The 16,185-nt window shown below is 60.5% G+C and carries 18 protein-coding genes; 9 read left to right on the forward strand and 9 right to left on the reverse strand.

Annotated elements, in window-relative coordinates:
- Positions 1 to 2 precede the first annotated feature (2 nt).
- A complete protein-coding gene (locus tag DDE76_RS03095) occupies positions 3 to 821 on the reverse strand; it encodes a bifunctional allantoicase/(S)-ureidoglycine aminohydrolase (protein WP_104893568.1) in 819 nt (272 codons plus the stop codon).
- A gap of 72 nt (positions 822 to 893) precedes the next feature.
- Positions 894 to 1,217: an ArsR/SmtB family transcription factor gene (locus tag DDE76_RS03100; RefSeq protein WP_104893569.1), complete on the reverse strand. Its 324-nt coding sequence runs from the start codon at positions 1,215 to 1,217 to the stop codon at positions 894 to 896.
- A 50-nt stretch (positions 1,218 to 1,267) separates the two neighbouring features.
- On the opposite strand from DDE76_RS03100, the gene DDE76_RS03105 reads away from it, so the two are divergent.
- Entirely contained in the window at positions 1,268 to 1,726 is a 459-nt protein-coding gene (locus DDE76_RS03105; RefSeq protein ID WP_104894946.1) for an SRPBCC family protein, read from the forward strand.
- A 185-nt stretch (positions 1,727 to 1,911) separates the two neighbouring features.
- Here DDE76_RS03105 and puuE read toward each other — a convergent pair whose 3' ends face one another.
- The 7 genes from puuE to DDE76_RS03140 all read right to left on the reverse strand — a co-directional run bounded on the left by puuE (position 1,912) and on the right by DDE76_RS03140 (position 6,334).
- Entirely contained in the window at positions 1,912 to 3,330 is a 1,419-nt protein-coding gene (puuE, locus tag DDE76_RS03110; protein WP_104893570.1) for an allantoinase PuuE, read from the reverse strand.
- Positions 3,331 to 3,427: 97 nt separating this feature from the next.
- Positions 3,428 to 3,856, reverse strand: a complete 429-nt coding sequence (locus tag DDE76_RS03115; RefSeq protein ID WP_104893571.1) for an SRPBCC family protein — start codon at positions 3,854 to 3,856, stop codon at positions 3,428 to 3,430.
- 10 nt (positions 3,857 to 3,866) lie between these two features.
- Positions 3,867 to 4,289 (reverse strand): DUF1801 domain-containing protein, encoded by a 423-nt coding sequence (locus tag DDE76_RS03120; RefSeq protein ID WP_245891779.1) that lies wholly within the window; start codon positions 4,287 to 4,289, stop codon positions 3,867 to 3,869.
- Between the two features lie 11 nt (positions 4,290 to 4,300).
- Positions 4,301 to 4,750, reverse strand: a complete 450-nt coding sequence (locus DDE76_RS03125; RefSeq protein WP_104893572.1) for a DUF1801 domain-containing protein — start codon at positions 4,748 to 4,750, stop codon at positions 4,301 to 4,303.
- Positions 4,743 to 4,961, reverse strand: a complete 219-nt coding sequence (locus tag DDE76_RS03130; protein WP_104893573.1) for a hypothetical protein — start codon at positions 4,959 to 4,961, stop codon at positions 4,743 to 4,745. Before DDE76_RS03130 ends, DDE76_RS03125 begins: the two co-directional genes overlap by 8 nt.
- Complete coding sequence (locus DDE76_RS03135; RefSeq protein ID WP_104893574.1) at positions 4,958 to 5,281, reverse strand: ArsR/SmtB family transcription factor; 324 nt, start codon at positions 5,279 to 5,281, stop codon at positions 4,958 to 4,960. The genes DDE76_RS03130 and DDE76_RS03135 overlap by 4 nt, the downstream gene beginning before the upstream one ends.
- Before the next feature lie 72 nt (positions 5,282 to 5,353).
- Positions 5,354 to 6,334 carry a LysR family transcriptional regulator gene (locus DDE76_RS03140; RefSeq protein ID WP_158672411.1) on the reverse strand — a complete coding sequence of 327 codons (981 nt, stop codon included), beginning with the start codon at positions 6,332 to 6,334 and terminating at the stop codon, positions 5,354 to 5,356.
- 111 nt (positions 6,335 to 6,445) lie between these two features.
- Between DDE76_RS03140 and uraH the strand changes: the two genes are divergently transcribed.
- Genes uraH through DDE76_RS03180 form a run of 8 tightly spaced genes read left to right on the forward strand, consistent with a single transcriptional unit; the run spans position 6,446 to position 16,114 of the window.
- Positions 6,446 to 6,793 carry a hydroxyisourate hydrolase gene (gene uraH, locus DDE76_RS03145; protein WP_104893576.1) on the forward strand — a complete coding sequence of 116 codons (348 nt, stop codon included), beginning with the start codon at positions 6,446 to 6,448 and terminating at the stop codon, positions 6,791 to 6,793.
- A gap of 3 nt (positions 6,794 to 6,796) precedes the next feature.
- Positions 6,797 to 8,263 carry a xanthine dehydrogenase small subunit gene (xdhA, locus tag DDE76_RS03150; RefSeq protein WP_104893577.1) on the forward strand — a complete coding sequence of 489 codons (1,467 nt, stop codon included), beginning with the start codon at positions 6,797 to 6,799 and terminating at the stop codon, positions 8,261 to 8,263.
- Positions 8,263 to 10,590, forward strand: coding sequence for a xanthine dehydrogenase molybdopterin binding subunit (gene xdhB / locus DDE76_RS03155; protein ID WP_104893578.1), 2,328 nt, complete (start codon positions 8,263 to 8,265; stop codon positions 10,588 to 10,590). The genes xdhA and xdhB overlap by 1 nt, the downstream gene beginning before the upstream one ends.
- A 1-nt stretch (position 10,591) precedes the next feature.
- A complete protein-coding gene (xdhC, locus tag DDE76_RS03160; RefSeq protein ID WP_104893579.1) occupies positions 10,592 to 11,452 on the forward strand; it encodes a xanthine dehydrogenase accessory protein XdhC in 861 nt (286 codons plus the stop codon).
- A gap of 1 nt (position 11,453) precedes the next feature.
- Entirely contained in the window at positions 11,454 to 12,968 is a 1,515-nt protein-coding gene (locus tag DDE76_RS03165; protein ID WP_104893580.1) for an ABC transporter ATP-binding protein, read from the forward strand.
- Complete coding sequence (locus DDE76_RS03170; RefSeq protein WP_245891780.1) at positions 12,965 to 14,047, forward strand: ABC transporter permease; 1,083 nt, start codon at positions 12,965 to 12,967, stop codon at positions 14,045 to 14,047. The genes DDE76_RS03165 and DDE76_RS03170 overlap by 4 nt, the downstream gene beginning before the upstream one ends.
- A 2-nt stretch (positions 14,048 to 14,049) precedes the next feature.
- A complete protein-coding gene (locus DDE76_RS03175) occupies positions 14,050 to 14,973 on the forward strand; it encodes an ABC transporter permease (RefSeq protein ID WP_198650827.1) in 924 nt (307 codons plus the stop codon).
- A 55-nt stretch (positions 14,974 to 15,028) separates the two neighbouring features.
- Complete coding sequence (locus DDE76_RS03180) at positions 15,029 to 16,114, forward strand: BMP family ABC transporter substrate-binding protein (RefSeq protein ID WP_104893581.1); 1,086 nt, start codon at positions 15,029 to 15,031, stop codon at positions 16,112 to 16,114.
- Positions 16,115 to 16,185 lie beyond the last annotated feature (71 nt).

A 16,185-nucleotide genomic window follows, 5' to 3' on the forward strand; every position in this document is an offset into this window, starting at 1 on the left:
GCTCAAAACGGCAGTTTGGCGTGGCGGTTGACGTCCTTGTAGAGCAGGTAGCGGAACCGCTCGGGACCGGCGTAGCAGGCTTGGGGGCAGAAGGCGCGCAGCCACATGAAATCGCCCGCTTCCACCTCCACCCAGTCGCGGTTGAGACGATAAACCGCCTTGCCTTCGAGCACATAGAGGCCGTGTTCCATGACATGGGTTTCCTCGAAGGGAATGACGGCGCCGGGTTCGAGCGTGACGATATTGACGTGCATGTCGTGGCGGACATCATCCGGTTCGACAAAACGCGTGGTGCCCCAGCGCTCATTGGTATCGGGCATCCAGCGGATCGGCTGGTCGTTGTCGCTGGAGACAAAAGCCTCTGGCGCGGCGAGGCCCTCGACCGCTTCGTAGCGCTTGCGCACCCAATGAAAACGCACAGTTTCGGTGGATTTGTTCACAAGGCTCCAGGCGCAGCCCGGGGGCAGGAATGCATAGCCGCCCACTTCGAGCAAATGGGTCTTGCCTTCGATGGTGACGGTCATCTGTCCTGAGACCACGAACAGGACACCTTCGGCCCCGGGATTGTCTTCTGGTCGCTCACTCCCGCCGCCGGGCGACACTTCCACAATGTACTGCGAGAACGTCTCGGCAAAGCCGCTCATGGGGCGGGCAATGACCCAGAGCCGGGTATCGCGCCAATGGGGCAGGCAGGAGGTGACAATGTCGCGCATCACTCCGCGTGGAATAAGGGCATAGGCCTCGGTGAAGGTGGCGCGGCCTGTGTGCAGGTCCATCTGACCAGGCAGGCCGGCACTGGGAGAGGCGTAGGAAGAGACCATGACTCGTTTCGAATTGTGTCGTGCTGGCTCGAGCTTAGAGGTTTGCGCAGGCCGAGGCTATGGGGTAACGCCTCAGGCGTCGACCCTGTGTTTGAGTTTGCTCAGCATGGCGGCGGCATAGGCCGCATAGGGCCCGATCCAACGCTCGTGAATGGCGTGGACGGGCAGGGCGTCGAGATGATTCCAGCGCTCGCGTCCCCGTTTTTCAGCGACAACCAGCCCAGCCTCTTCGAGGACGCGCAGATGTTGCATCACCGTGCAGCGGTCAATCTCGGGGATGAGATCGCACAGCATGCCGGTGGTGCGGGATTCCGCCTTGAGCAGATCGAGAATGCGCCGGCGGACCCGGTGCCCCAGGGCCTTGAAAACTAGGTCATCTGCATCGTCATTTGACATGTTATAAAATTATAACATAAGGTCTCAATGTCAAGCAGATGGAGGGTCTGATGGCGTATGAATTTACGGTTCGAGGGCGCATTTCACGCCCGGTGCGTGAGGTGTTCGAGGCGGTCGCCGATCCGGCGCAGCTCTCACATTATTTCACGACCGGCGGCGCCAGGGGGCGGCTGGAGACTGGCGCGACGGTAACTTGGGATTTCCACGATTTTCCCGGCGCCTTTCCGGTGAATGTCGTCGAGGTCGTGCCTGATGAGAAGATCGTGCTGACCTGGGATGCGCCGCCGGATGGTGATCCTGCTGGCATCTATCAAACCAAGGTCACGATGGGCTTTGAAGCGCTGGAGGACGGGCGAACCCTGGTCTCTATCCATGAAGCGGGTTGGCGTGAGAACGAGGCCGGGCAAAAAGCGTCCTATGGCAATTGCGAAGGCTGGACTGGCATGCTCTGCGCCATGCGCATGTGGGTGGAGCACGGCATCAATCTGCGCGAGGGCTTCTACAAGTGATCGCCACAAAGATGCCCTCGAAAACAGTACGACGGGGTTGTCGCTTGTAGGGCGGCAGCGCAGAAGATTGAGCATGCGGTTATTGTCCGCGACGACCCAAATGGGTCATTGTCGGAGGTCATGAGAGCCGGGCCATTCTTCGGTCCGGCCAGTATTGTGCATTTGCCGCGACAGGGCGCGACGCGTCAGGGCAGGATGGCCTGCAGACGCAGCAGCGCGATACGCTCGACCTGGGCGCAGGCGGTGGCGAATTCTTCGGCGGCCGTATTGGCGATACGCGTCTCGAAGTTCTCCAAAATGGACTGCTTGCTGTGGTCCCGGACGGCAATGATGAACGGGAAACCGAACTTTTCGACATAGGCGCTGTTGAGCGCTGTGAACCTGTTGCGTTCATCATCGGTCAGCGCGTCGAGGCCGGCCGAGGCCTGCTCGGCGGTCGACTCGGCGGTCAGGCGCTTGGCAGTGGCAAGCTTGCCGGCAAGGTCCGGGTGTGCCTTGAGAACAGCCAGGCGTTCTTCGGGCGTGGCCATCCGGAACTGGTTGCGTAAGACAAAGTGCAGGCCGATTGCGGTGTCATTGGCCGGCCCCATTTCGGCCTCCCAGGCGCGCTCTGCGATCCAGGAAGAATGCTCGAAGATTGAACCATAGCGGGCAACGAATTCGGCGCGCTCAAGTTGGCTGGGGGTCACTTCAGGCGCCCTATAGGGATGTTCCCTTGCCCAGTGCTGGGCAATCTGGAGTCGGGTGGGCACCCAGACCTTGTCGAAACCCTTGATATAGTCGATGAATTTCTTGAGGCCCTGATAGCGGCCGGGTTGACCGACCAGGCGGCAGTGCAGGCCAATCGACATCATCTTGGGTGACCCTGCCTGGCCCTCGGCGTAGAGGCAATCAAAGCTGTCCCTGAGGAAGGTAAAATATTCCTCGCCATTGTCGAAGCCGGGCGCCGTAACAAAGCGCATGTCGTTGGCGCTGAGCGTATAGGGAATGATCAACTGGGGCTTGCCGCCGATCACCTTCCAATAGGGCAGGTCGTCGTCATAGGTGTCCGAGATATAGGCAAAGCCGCCATAGTCAGCAACGAGGTCAACGGTGTTGAGGCTAGAGCGGCCGGTGTACCAGCCGAGCGGGCGTGAGCCGGTGGCGATGGTGTGCAGGCGCACCGCTTCGGCAATCTGGGCGCTTTCTTCGGCGGCCGGCATGTCCTTGTGCTGCACCCATTTCAGGCCATGGCTGGCAATTTCCCAGCCCGCTTCCTGCATGGCTGCAAGCTGAGCCGGCGCGCGCATCAGGGCAGTCGCAACGCCATAAATTGTCACGGGCAGGTTTGCCTCGGTGAAGAGACGGTGCAGCCGCCAGAAACCGGCGCGAGCGCCGTATTCATACATGGATTCTACATTGGCATGGCGCTGGTCCGGCCAGGGGGCCGCGCCCAGCACGTCGACCAGGAAAGCTTCCGACGCGTCGTCGCCATGCAGAATATTGTTCTCACCGCCTTCCTCGTAGTTGAGGACGAACTGCACCGCGATATGAGCGCCGCCGGGCCAGTTGGCATGGGGCGGGGTTTGGCCGTAGCCATGCATGTCGCGGGGATATCGGTTCATGGATGAGTCTCTTCTACGTCAGGCGGGAGACCCAATGGTAAGCAGAAGCGCCGCCCCTGCGCTAGACTGAAGCGGGGCTTGTGTCCATAGAAGGACGTCAGCCGCCGATCGCTGCAACCGTTTCCAGCTTCTCGAGGAATTGCTTCCAGCCGGCATGGGCACCGCCGAAGGCTTGCTTCTGCTCGGGACGGAATCCAGCCTGCTCCACGCGCAGATGCGTGCCGGTGTCGGTTGGAGTCAGGGTGTAGGTGACTACGCTTTTGAGTGCGTAAAGGGGATCCTGATTGTCGTGATCCCAGGCATAGGAAAGAGAGCGTTCCGGCTCGATTGAAAGCACCTCGCAGTCCAGCACGCCACCCCATTCACCGCGTAGCTTGAATTTATGACCAACCCTGAGATCGAAATCATTGGCCATCAGCCATTCCGAGATCAGATGTGACTGGGTCAACGCCTTCCAGATTTTGGCTGGCGGATGCGGGATTTCGCGCTCGACAACGACAGAGCGGGTCTGGGTGGCGATGGTCATTCGGGAGATCCTATTTCCGGGCGCGTTTGGTGGCAATTTCGCCATTGGCCGTCGCAGCGGCCAGGATCAGCGCTTTGAAAGCGGCTTCGTCGATGCTCTCGCCTTCAAAAAAATCGATGGCGCGGCGGACATTGCCTTCTAGGCTGGAATTGAACAGGTGATTGGGATCTTCCAGTGAGGCGCCCTTGGGGAAGGTGGATTTCACTGTGGCCCTGTAGACTTCGCCGGTGCACAGGATTCCGTTGTGGGACCAGACGGGCTTGCCCCACTTCCACTCTTCTTCCACATCGGGCAGGGCCTCATGGATCAGCTTGCGAATCTTGGCCAATTTGTCGCCCCGCCAATCTGGCAGGTCGGCAATGCGCTTGTCGATCAATTCACCCGGCGTTGCGCCGGAGGCAAGGTCTGCGGCGCTGTCCTTGGAAAATGTCACAATCCAACTCCCTACAACTTCTCGCCGGGCAGCTTGCTGGCCTGTCTCACCCAGTCGGCGAACTGGTCTTCGTCCAGAATGTCGTTCTCGTAGATATCGAGATACCGCACCTCGGCCTGTTTCGAAGTGCCTGGAGGCATTGGGCGCAGTTGGGCGCCATTGTGGAAGGCCACTTTCACGTATTTGGTCATGCAGTGGTAGCTGACAATGTAAATGCCCTGTTCTAATCCATAAAACGGCGTGTTCCATTTCACGGCCTTGTGGATACCGGGCACGGTCTTTTCGATGATGGCGTCCAATTTGCGGCCGACCTCGCTCTGCCAGCCGGGCATGGCGGCGATGTATTTCTGAACTACTTCGTTGCCATAGCCCTTGGCGATCTGGGGATTGCCGCCGGAGAGCCGGACAATGCCGTCAGGTCCGGGCTGGAGCGGCGGACGCTCGGGTTTCCCCTCAGACATGGTTGAGGCCCGTGCGGCGGCGCGCGTAGTGCTGGACGAACATGAACAAGCCTGAGAACAGCAGGAGGAAAAGAGGCAGGAGCGGCGAGAAGGTCACAAGCGGGGGTACGCCGGCCTGACCCAGAAAGCCAATTGTGACGAAATTGACGATCACCGTCAGGGTAAAGACGATCGAGGTCCAACGGTGAAAAGCACGAATGAAACGGGTCATTGATCTATCCTTGTGAGCAAATTTTCGAGGGCATCGAGCCGTGCCTCCCAGAAGTTCGTCATTTCCTTGGTCCAGTCCATCAGCGGCGCGAGCGCCTGAACCCGCGCGGAATAGTGGGTCTGCCGGCCTTCGTGGCGATCGCTTACGAGGCCAGCCTGCTTGAGCACGGCCAGATGTTTTGAAACGGTCGGCTGAGCGACACCGGCAAAGCCGGTCAGCGTGCCGACAGTCTGTTCGCCCTGTCTGCAGAGCTGTTCGAATATGGCGCGCCTGGTGGGGTCGGCGAGCGACCGGAACAAGGCATCTTGATGCGTGTTCATCTAGATCCATTCATGAATAGCTATGGATTAAATCAATAGCTCTTCGGCTATGAATGTCAACCCAGCTTGTGTTCAAACAGCGCCGGGAAGCGAAAGGCTCTCAAAAAAAGTCTTGGCGTGTTCAAAGAAGATCGCCGGGGCCAGGTGAAGGGCGCTGCCCGATCGCACCAGAATTCCGAAGCGGTTGGTCGGCAGTCCGCCATCCTGCAGGGGGCGGAAGACGAGGCGGCCTGCCGCGATCTCGTTTTGGGCGCCAATCGGGGTCATGATCGAGGCATAGTGGCCACCCAGCGCCAGTTCGACCAGCAGGCGGATGGAGTTCACCTCGACCAAGGGCGGGGTGATGTTTGCTGGGGAATGGAGGAAGGGTTCAATGACCTCACGGATCGATATTTCCGGCTTACCGACGGCGAGGGGATGCTCAAGGCACTGCGCCATTGTCAGGTTTCGGACGCCCGCCAAGGGATGATCGGGCGCCATCACGGCGCCGATGGAAACATCCCGGCGAAAGGCCACGTCGACCTGCCGGGGCGGTTTGGCGATGAAGCCAAAGCCGATATCGATACGCTCCTCGACCAGGCGCTGGACAACCTCGGCCGAAGAAATGATGGAGACGTCGAGATTGAGACGCGGATAGCGCTTGCCGAAATCGCTGATGAGCTGGGGCAGGAAGGACAGACCAACGCTTTCGGCTGTTGCGATGCGGACCGAGCCGGCCCTGACACCGCGCAGTAATTCGATCTCCGATACGGCCGCTTCCATTGGGGCGGCAAGGCGGCGCGAATGGCGGAACAGAATTTCGCCGGCGGGTGAGAGGCGCAGGCGGCGTTTTTCGCGCAGAAACAGTTCGATGCCCAGCGCATCCTCGAGTTGCGCGACCTGCCGCGTCACGGCCGATGAGGCGATGTTAAGCCGCCGCGCTGCCTCGCGGATGGACAGATGGGTGGCGACGGCGTTGAAGTAAATCAGCGAAGGCTGGTGGAACACCCGCGCCAGCAGGCCTGCCGACAAGGCATGCTCGCGCGGTCTTTCAGGTGGTGTGCGCGGGTCCATGTCATTGTCCTCTTGTTGCCAGATTGGCAGCATAATGCTCCCAATTTGAGAGTATCAAGAGCAAGTGCCCGTGCTATTGTGCCTTTCGGGGAACGAATACGGAGCAGCAAGATGGGCGGAGCCCTGACCACCCATGTCCTGGACACCATGCATGGTAAGCCGGCGCGCGGCATGCGGCTGGAACTGCACTATGTGCACGGGGATCATACGCACCACCTGCTCGACAGCCATACCAATGAAGATGGGCGCGTGGATCAGCCATTGCTGAGCGAGGAGTTCCAGCATGGCGAATATGAGATCCGCTTTCATGTGGGACAGTATTTTGAACGTGTCGGGGTAGAGATCGAAACCCCATTCCTGGATGTGGTGCCGATCCGCTTCACCATTTCCGAGGACAAGCACTATCACGTGCCGCTGCTGGTCAGCCCCTTCGCCTACTCTACCTATCGAGGGAGCTGAGCCATGGTCGAAGTCGCCAATGCCCTGAAATTCCTGCTCAACGGGGAAGAGGTGACGCTGACCGACGTGCCGCCGGACCTGACCCTGCTTGACTGGCTTCGGCTGGAGCGGCGGCTGCGCGGCTCCAAGGAAGGCTGTGCCGAGGGAGATTGCGGCGCCTGCACGGTGCTGGTTGGACGGCTGATGGATGATGAGGTCATCTATGACTCGGTGACTGCCTGCATCCGCTTTGTCGGTAGCCTGCATGGCACTCATGTAGTGACCATCGAGCATCTGCGCGGCGCGAACGGTACGCTCCATCCCGTGCAGCAGGCCATGGTCGATCATCATGGTTCGCAATGCGGCTTCTGCACGCCAGGCTTCGTGATGAGCCTTTACGGACTCTGGATGCGCAATCCCGATCCGTCGCGGGCGGCCATCGAGAAGGCATTGCAGGGTAATCTTTGCCGCTGCACCGGCTATGCACCGATCATCCGCGCTGGCGAAAAGATGGGCACCTACGGCCGGCCGCAGGGCGATCCGCTCTGGGCCGAACGCATTGTGGTCAAGAACAGGCTCAAGGCGATGCAGGATGGCCGTTGCGTCGAAATCGGCGAGGGCAGCAATCGCGTCATCATACCGGCTTCGCTCGATGATTTCGCGGCCGCGTACGAGGCCAATCCGGAAGCACGGATCGTTGCGGGCTCGACCGATGTGGGCTTGTGGGTCACCAAATTCATGCGCGCCATTGGGCCGGTGATCTTCATCGGGCATTTGCAGGAGCTGAAGCGCATCGCCGAGAATGACAGCGAAGTGCGGTTCTATGCCGGCGTATCCTACTCGGAGGCGCAGCCAGTCATCGCGTCAAGATTTCCCGAACTGATCGAATTGTGGGATCGTATTGCGGGCGAACAGATCCGCAATATGGGAACAATTGGTGGCAATATCGCCAATGGTTCACCCATCGGTGACACACCGCCGCCCTTCATTGCGCTGGGTGCCAAGCTGCATTTGCGCAAGGGCGTGCACCGGCGCGAGATTAAGCTCGAGGACTATTTCCTGGCCTATGGGAAACAGGATCGTCAGCCGGGTGAATTCGTCGAGAGCGTAACTTTGCCCTTGTTGCCTACCGGCGAGAAGTTCGCCACCTACAAGATTTCCAAGCGGCGCGAGGAAGATATTTCTGCCCTCTGCGGTGCGTTCCGGGTCTTTGTCAACGATGCTGGCACCGTGGGCATGGCACGCATTGCCTTTGGCGGCATGGCGGCGACGCCCAAGCGCGCCAAGGCGGTTGAGGCGGCGCTGATTGGCCAGCCCTGGTCGATGGAGACTGTCGAGGCGGCCATAGCTTTCATTGCCGAGGATTATCAGCCGATCAGCGACATGCGCGCATCGGCAGATTATCGCCTGCTTGCGGCACAGAACCTGCTCAAGCGTTTCTTCCTGTGGACACAGGAGCGGGGTGAGCGCCTGGCGAGGGAGGTGGCGTGATGAACAAGCAGAGCAATATTTCTCTCGCCACGCTCCATGCGCCCACGCAGCATGACAGCGGCCCCAAGCATGTGACCGGCACGGCCGAATATATCGACGATATGATCGAGCCGGTGGGCACGATGCATGCTTATCTTGGGCTTTCGACCAAGCCGCATGCCGAGATCCTCGGTATGGACTTCTCCGAGGTGTTGGCCGCGCCCGGTGTAATCGGTGTGCTGACCAATGAGGACGTGCCGGGCGAACTCGATATCAGCTCGGCGGATGTGCATGACGAGCCGTTATTTGCCAATGGCAAAGTGCATTTTTGGGGGCAGCCCATATTCGCGGTGATCGCCGAAACGCGTGATCAGGCGCGCCGTGCCGCGCAACTGGCCAAGGTCGACTACAAGGATTTGCCTTTTATTACTGACGTGCGTTCGGCCCAGGCGGCCGGTGGGCAGCAGGTGACCAAGCCGCTCAAACTCGAACGGGGTGATGTCGAGGCCGGCCTGGCCGGTGCGCCGCGCCGTGCCAAGGGTGCCATCACCATTGGCGGGCAGGATCACTTCTATCTGGAAGGCCAGATCGCGCTGGCAGTGCCGGGCGAGGATGAAGACGTTACGGTGCATTCCTCGACCCAGCATCCGAGCGAGGTGCAGTTGATCGTGGCCCATGCGCTGGGCATTCGACAGAACGCGGTGACCATTAATGTGCGCCGCATGGGCGGTGGCTTTGGTGGCAAGGAAACCCAGGGCAATCTGTTTGCCGTGGTGGCTGCATTGGCCGCCAAGAAGTGGAACCGGGCCTGCAAGATCCGTCCTGACCGCGACGACGATATGAGCGCGACCGGCAAGCGGCATGATTTCGTGGTCGACTATGATGTCGGCTATGATGAGGACGGCAAGATTGTTGCCGTCGACGCAGTCTATGGCGCGCGAGGCGGGTTCTCGGCCGATCTGACCGGCCCGGTGACCGATCGGGCGCTATTTCATTGCGACAATGCCTATTGGTATCCGGCGGTGCGGGCGCGCTCCGAGCCGCTTTACACCAACACGGTGTCCAACACCGCCTTTCGCGGCTTTGGCGGCCCGCAGGGCATGGTGGCCGCCGAGCGCTGGGTGGAAGACATCGCCTATGCGCTGGGCAAGGATCCGCTGGAAATCCGCAAGGCCAATTTCTACGGGACCGACAGCAATAATGTGACGCCCTATCATCAGGTGGTGGAGGACAATATTGTCCATCGGGTGGTGGATGAGCTGGAGGTGTCGTCAGACTATCAGGCGCGGCGCCAGGCTGTGCTGGACTTCAACACGTCGAGTGCCGTGCTCAGGAAAGGCATTGCGCTGACGCCGGTGAAGTTCGGGATCTCCTTTACGGCCACCTGGTACAATCAGGCGGGCGCGCTGGTGCATGTCTACAAGGATGGTTCGATCCATTTGAGCCATGGCGGCACCGAGATGGGGCAGGGGCTCTATATCAAGGTGGCGCAGGTGGTGGCCGAGGCCTTCGGGGTCAATCTTGATACCGTCAAGATCATGGCGACCTCGACCGGCAAGGTGCCCAATACGTCGGCCACGGCCGCCTCGTCCGGCTCGGATCTCAACGGCATGGCGGCCTGGGACGCCTGCGAGCAGATCAAGGCACGCATGCTGGCCCATGCGGCCAAGTTGCATGACGCGGATGAGGTCGATTGCCGCTGGGTGACCGGTGGCCTTGATGTCGGCAAAAAGCACATCCCCTTCGCCGAACTGGCCGCCTCGGCCTATATGAACCGGGTGCAGCTGTCGGCCGCCGGCTTTTACAAGACGCCAAAAATCCACTGGGATCGGGCAACCGGGCGCGGCCATCCGTTCTATTACTTTGCCTATGGCGCCTCTGTCAGCGAGGTGACCATCGATACGCTGACCGGCGAGTACACGGTGGACCGCGTCGATATTCTGCATGATGTGGGCAAGTCGCTGAACCCGGCCATCGATATCGGCCAGGTGGAAGGTGGCTTCATCCAGGGCATGGGATGGCTGACAACCGAAGAGCTGGTCTGGGACGACAAGGGCCAATTGCGTACCCATGCGCCCTCGACCTACAAAATCCCGCTGGCCTCCGATGTTCCCCCGATCTTCAATGTGCAACTGGCCGAATGGTCGGTGAATCGTGAGCCGACCATCGGCCGTTCCAAGGCCGTTGGAGAGCCGCCGTTCATGCTGGCGATCAGTGTCGTCGAGGCGTTGAGCATGGCGGTTGCAAGTGTTGCGGATTATGCCATAGCGCCCCAGCTCGATACGCCGGTGACGCCCGAACGGGTGCTGATGGGCGTTGAGCGCCTGAGAAAGGCCCGAATTAGCTGACATGAGTGCATCCGCCGCCTTCGAAGCCTTTTTCGCTGCCAATCCTGATGCGATTGCATGCGAACTGACTTCGGTGCGCGGATCATCTCCTCGGGAGCAGGGCACCTGCATGCTTGTGAGCATGGGGGCGATCTTCGGCACCATTGGCGGCGGTGCGCTCGAATATATGGTCATTGAGCATGCGCGGCGGCTGATCGCCGAAGGGCGTGCTGAGGAGGTCATGGATGTGCCGCTAGGGCCCGAGATTGGGCAATGTTGCGGCGGACGGGTCACGGTCACGCTTCGCTATGCGGACGATGTCGTCCGACGCGAGGTAATGGCCAGGGTGATGGCCGAAGACGGCTCTGCTGCCTCAGTCTATGTCTTCGGTGCCGGCCATGTCGGGCGAGTGCTGGCGCAAATCCTTTCGCTGCTGCCGGTCAAGGTCGAGGTAATCGACACGCGGCAGGAGGAGCTGGATAGGTTGCCGCCCGGCATTCCACATCGGCAGGTGGCCATGCCGGAGGCGGTAGTCCGGTCTGCACCAGTTGGCAGCGCCTATGTCATCCTGACCCATGATCACGCGCTGGATTTCCTAATTGCCAATGAGGCGATGGGTCGCTCCGACTGTCCCTATGTCGGCATGGTGGGGTCACGGACAAAACGGGCAAAGTTCGCGAGCTGGTATATGGAGCAGGGGGGCGACCGGGTTGATCTGGATCGTCTGATTTTACCTATTGGCGCGCAAGGGCTTGGGGATAAACGACCTTCGGTTATTGCGGCACTGGCGGCGGCTGAAATTATGGTCCACATTGGGGCAAGGGAAGTTTCTGTCGGGCAGGTGTCCACCCCCAAAGGATTGGGGGTGACGAGTGGATTTTAATATGCCCAACCGGCTCGAGTTGAGCGGCATCACCAAGCAGTTTCCCGGCGTTCTGGCCAATGACCATGTGTCGTTCGCGGTCAAGCCGGGTGAAATCCATGCGCTGCTGGGCGAGAATGGCGCAGGCAAATCCACCCTGGTCAAGATGATCTACGGCATCATGCAGCCCGATGGCGGGGAGATTCGCTGGAATGGCGAGCCGGTCGTGGTGCCGAACCCCAAGGCCGCCCGCCGGCTGGGTATCGGGATGGTGTTCCAGCATTTTTCGTTGTTCGAAGCGCTGACCGTACTGGAAAACATCGCTCTGGGGATGGACGCGAAAATCCCGTCTCGTGAGCTTGAAGCGCGCATTCGCGAGGTCATGCAGACCTATGGGTTGCTGCTCGATCCGCATCGGACCGTGGCCACGCTTTCAGTTGGGGAGCGGCAGCGCATCGAGATCGTGCGGGCGCTGCTATTGAATCCGAAATTGCTGATTATGGATGAGCCAACCTCGGTGCTCACGCCGCAGGAGGTGGACCAGTTGTTCACCGTGCTGCGCCAGCTCGCCAGCGAGGGCTGTTCAATCCTCTACATTTCCCACAAGCTACATGAAATCAAAGCCTTGTGCGATACGGCCACGATTTTGCGGGGCGGCAAGCTGGTTGATACGTGCGATCCAAAGGCTGAAACCAGCCGCTCCATGGCCGAAAAGATGATCGGCACGGGATTGAAGGATATCATCAAGCCCGAAGGGCGTCGTTTTGGCGAACCGAAACTGGTGGTGAATGGGCTTACCACCAGGAAGACCGGCGATTTCGATGTGCCGGTGGCCGACGTCAGCTTCACGGTGCGATCGGGCGAAATTCTTGGGATTGCCGGGGTGGCGGGCAATGGGCAGAACGCCCTGCTCGATGCGCTTTCGGGCGAGCTCAAGGGTGAGGAGCGTGAGGCCATTTCCATTGACGGGCGCGCCATTGGCCTGATGGACACCACGGAGCGCCGCCGGCACGGATTGTGTGCCGTGCCAGAGGAACGAAACGGTCATGCCGCTGTGGGCGATTTCTCCCTATCGGACAATTCTGTGCTGACCGCGCGTGATCGGCTCGGCATGGTGGTGCTGGGGTTGATCAATTCGGGCGCAGCTAAGACTTATACGGGCAAGGTCATTGCCGATTTTGCCGTCAAGGCGCTGGGGCCGGCGGCGACGGCCGGGTCGCTCTCGGGCGGCAATCTCCAGAAATACATCATGGGTCGGGAAATCCTGCAGAAACCGACCGTGCTGGTGGTCAGCCAGCCGACCTGGGGAGTCGATGCGGGCGCAGCCGCGGCCATCCACCAGGCGCTGGTTGATCTGGCCACGGCTGGTTCGGCCATCGTGGTGATCAGCCAGGACCTCGACGAATTGCGAGCGCTCAGCGACACTCTGGCAGTCATCAATATGGGGCGCCTGAGCGCAAGCCGGCCGATTGGCGACTTCAGCGTCGAGGAAATCGGCTTGCTGATGGGCGGTGTTCATGGCGAGGAGGCCGCATGATGCAATTCCGCCTGGAAAAACGCCGCGAGCCGTCACGCTTCATGCTCTATGCCACGCCGGTCGCGGCGGTGGCTTTGACGATGATTATCGGCGCCGTCATTTTTTCTGTGATTGGCTATGACGGGATTGGCGCGGTGCGGGAGATCTTCCTGACGCCGCTGACCAATTCGTTCAAATGGCAGGATCTGGGAGTCAAGGCCGCGCCATTGATCATCATCGGGGTCGGGCTATCGATTGCCTACCGCGCCAATGTCTGGAATATCGGCGCCGAGGGTCAGTACATCATGGGCGGACTGGCTGCGACCTGGGTGGCATTGGCCAGCCATGGTGCGGGCGGCTGGTGGACCTTGCCGGCAATGATGCTGGCCGGAATGGCCGGTGGCGCTGCCTATGGCGCCATTCCAGCACTGCTCAAGACCCGGCTTAATGTCAATGAAATCCTGACCTCGCTGATGCTCACCTACGCATCGGTGCAATTGATCTATTATCTCGTCCGGGCGCCCTGGAAGGACCCGATGGGCATGGGCTTTCCGCAGACGCGACGGTTCGCCAGCGAGGCGCTGCTGCCCAATATCTTCCCGGGAACCATTGTTCATGCCGGCGTGCCGATTGCCATCATCGTTGCGCTGATCGCCTGGTTCATCATGTCGCGCTCGGTGTTCGGCTATCAGATGCGCGTTGTCGGGGCGGCGCCCCATGCGGCCCGCTATGGCGGGTTTTCGGAGAACAAGACGATCTGGCTGGCGATGCTGGTCAGCGGCGGCCTGGCGGGGCTTGCCGGCATGCTTGAAGTGGCCGGGCCGTTCCAGCGCATGGTGCCGGGCTTTCCGACCAATTACGGCTTCACCGCAATCATCGTTGCGTTTCTGGGGCGGCTGAACCCACTCGGCGTGATCTTTGCCGGTATTGTCATGGCCATCACCTTTGTGGGCGGTGAAGTGGCGCAGACCACCATAGGGCTGTCGAACTCCGCGACGGGCGTGTTCCAGGCCATGATGCTGTTCTTCCTGCTCGCGGGGGACATTCTGGTGCGCTACCGGCTCAAGCGGGTTGTACCGCAGGTGGAGGCAGGCGCATGACACTGGAACTGGCCATTGCCATCATCGTCACCGTGGTGGGCGCATCGACCCCAATCCTGATTGCGGCCCTGGGTGAACTGGTGGTCGAAAAGTCTGGCGTGCTCAATCTGGGCGTCGAGGGCATGATGCTGGTTGGCGCCATTACCGGCTTTGTCGTGGTCTTCACCACCGGAAATCACTATCTGGCCATTCTGCTGGCGGCTGGGGCCGGGGTGGCGACCTCAATGATCTTCGGCTTTCTGACCCTGAGCCTGTCTGCGAACCAGACTGCAACCGGTCTCGCCCTGACCATATTCGGTACCGGTTTTTCGGCGCTGGCGGGGCAGGGGTATTCCGCGCGCCCGGTAACGTTGCTGGGGCCGCTATTTCCCTCGGAACTGGCAACACACCCGATCTGGCGGGTGCTGTTTGGCTATTCCGCGCTGGTCTATTTCTCGTTTGCCATGGTGCTCGCTGTCTGGTGGTTCCTGAAGAAGACCCGCGCCGGGCTGATCCTGCGTGCGGTGGGGGAAAATGATCACTCGGCCCATTCCATCGGCTATTCGGTGGTCGCGGTGCGCTATGGAGCTGTGGCCTTTGGCGGTGCGATGGCCGGCATTGCAGGCGCCTGTTTCCCCTTGCTGCTGACACCGCAATGGGCCGAACGCATGACCGCCGGGCGGGGCTGGATTGCAGTGGCGTTGGTGGTGTTTGCCAGCTGGAAACCGTTCCGACTGCTCGCCGGTGCCTATCTATTCGGACTGGTGATGACCATGGAGCTCTATGCCAAGGCGGGCGGAGGACCACTGTCCGCCATCCCGGCCGAGCTTTGGGCCGCGATGCCCTATCTTGCCACCGTCGTCGTGCTGGTGCTGATATCGATCCGGCGTGATGCTTCTTCCAATGCACCGGCCTGTCTCGGCAGGCCGTTCTTGCCCAGCAATTGAGACGGCGAAAAACGACCGTTTCGATGAATAAATGACGTCAATCAGGAGAGAACAGATGACCCTAAACCGTCGTAACCTGCTCAAGATCGGTGGTGCCGCTGCGGCCTTGCCGCTGCTGGGCACCAAGGCCTTTGCCCAGAGCGAGCCGCTCAAGGTCGGCTTCATGTATATCGGCACCATCAACGACAATGGCTGGAACTACGCCCATAACCAGGGCCGGCTCTATCTCGAAGAGCAGCTTGGCGATGCGGTGGAAACCACCTATGTCGAGAACGTACCGGAAGGTCCGGACAGCGAGCGCGTGCTGCGTGAACTGGCCCAGTCTGGCCACAAGCTGATCTTTGCGACCAGCTTTGGCTACGGTGACTATGTGATCAAGGTGGCCGAGCAGTTCCCCGATGTCACTTTCGAGCATGCCACCGGTTACATGCGTTCGGCCAATGTTGGCACCTACAATGCACGCTTCCATGAAGGTCGCGCTGTTTGCGGCACCATTGCGGGGCATATGTCGCAGACCGGCAAGGCCGGCTATATCGGTTCGTTCCCGATCCCCGAAGTGGTGATGGGCATCAATTCTTTCGTGCTCGCTGCGCGCAAGATCAATCCAGATTTCACCATCACGCCGGTCTATATCTCGACCTGGAACGACCCGGCCAAGGAAGCCGATGCGGCCCGCGCCATGATCGATCAGGGCATCGACATCATCGCCCAGCACACTGACGGCCCGGCCGCCCTGCAGGTCGCTGAAGAGCGCGGCATTGTCGGCGGTTTCGGCCAGGGCGCCGATATGAGCGCATTTGCACCGCAGGCGCAGCTCACCTCGATCATCGACAATTGGGGCCCGCACTACGTCAAGACCGCACAGGCCGTCATCGACGGCACCTGGGAAAGCAAGGATAGCTGGCCAGGGCTGGCCGAGGGCGAAGTGCAGATCGGGCCCTATGGTCCGAAGGTGCCCGAAGATGTGATTGCCGCCGCCGAGGCCGTGAAGAACGGCCAGATCGACGGATCGTTCAACATCTTCACCGGTCCGATTAACGACCATACCGGCGCCGAAAAGGTCGCCGCTGGCGTGACTCTCACCGACGCAGAACTGCTCAGCATGGACTGGTATGTCGAAGGCGTCATTCCGCCAGCGTGATCGCGTGCGTGATGCGAATTGAGGGGGCGGGCCTGCGCCCGCCCCTTTTGCATGTCTCCGGGATGGAGACA

The sequence above is a fragment of the Devosia indica genome (genome assembly GCF_003056405.1).
In the GTDB taxonomy this organism is placed as follows: domain Bacteria; phylum Pseudomonadota; class Alphaproteobacteria; order Rhizobiales; family Devosiaceae; genus Devosia; species Devosia indica.

Coding starts and splice junctions, on each gene's coding strand:
- DDE76_RS03130 (WP_104893573.1), bottom strand. CDS start 4,961: ATGACCCGTTTCATTCGTGCTTTTCACCGTTGGACCTCGATCGTCTTT.
- DDE76_RS03095 (WP_104893568.1), bottom strand. CDS start 821: ATGGTCTCTTCCTACGCCTCTCCCAGTGCCGGCCTGCCTGGTCAGATG.
- DDE76_RS03115 (WP_104893571.1), bottom strand. CDS start 3,856: ATGACCATCGCCACCCAGACCCGCTCTGTCGTTGTCGAGCGCGAAATC.
- DDE76_RS03140 (WP_158672411.1), bottom strand. CDS start 6,334: ATGGACCCGCGCACACCACCTGAAAGACCGCGCGAGCATGCCTTGTCG.
- xdhA (WP_104893577.1), top strand. CDS start 6,797: ATGGTCGAAGTCGCCAATGCCCTGAAATTCCTGCTCAACGGGGAAGAG.
- puuE (WP_104893570.1), bottom strand. CDS start 3,330: ATGAACCGATATCCCCGCGACATGCATGGCTACGGCCAAACCCCGCCC.
- xdhB (WP_104893578.1), top strand. CDS start 8,263: ATGAACAAGCAGAGCAATATTTCTCTCGCCACGCTCCATGCGCCCACG.
- DDE76_RS03165 (WP_104893580.1), top strand. CDS start 11,454: ATGCCCAACCGGCTCGAGTTGAGCGGCATCACCAAGCAGTTTCCCGGC.
- DDE76_RS03100 (WP_104893569.1), bottom strand. CDS start 1,217: ATGTCAAATGACGATGCAGATGACCTAGTTTTCAAGGCCCTGGGGCAC.
- DDE76_RS03105 (WP_104894946.1), top strand. CDS start 1,268: ATGGCGTATGAATTTACGGTTCGAGGGCGCATTTCACGCCCGGTGCGT.
- DDE76_RS03170 (WP_245891780.1), top strand. CDS start 12,965: ATGATGCAATTCCGCCTGGAAAAACGCCGCGAGCCGTCACGCTTCATG.
- xdhC (WP_104893579.1), top strand. CDS start 10,592: ATGAGTGCATCCGCCGCCTTCGAAGCCTTTTTCGCTGCCAATCCTGAT.
- DDE76_RS03135 (WP_104893574.1), bottom strand. CDS start 5,281: ATGAACACGCATCAAGATGCCTTGTTCCGGTCGCTCGCCGACCCCACC.
- DDE76_RS03125 (WP_104893572.1), bottom strand. CDS start 4,750: ATGTCTGAGGGGAAACCCGAGCGTCCGCCGCTCCAGCCCGGACCTGAC.
- DDE76_RS03180 (WP_104893581.1), top strand. CDS start 15,029: ATGACCCTAAACCGTCGTAACCTGCTCAAGATCGGTGGTGCCGCTGCG.
- uraH (WP_104893576.1), top strand. CDS start 6,446: ATGGGCGGAGCCCTGACCACCCATGTCCTGGACACCATGCATGGTAAG.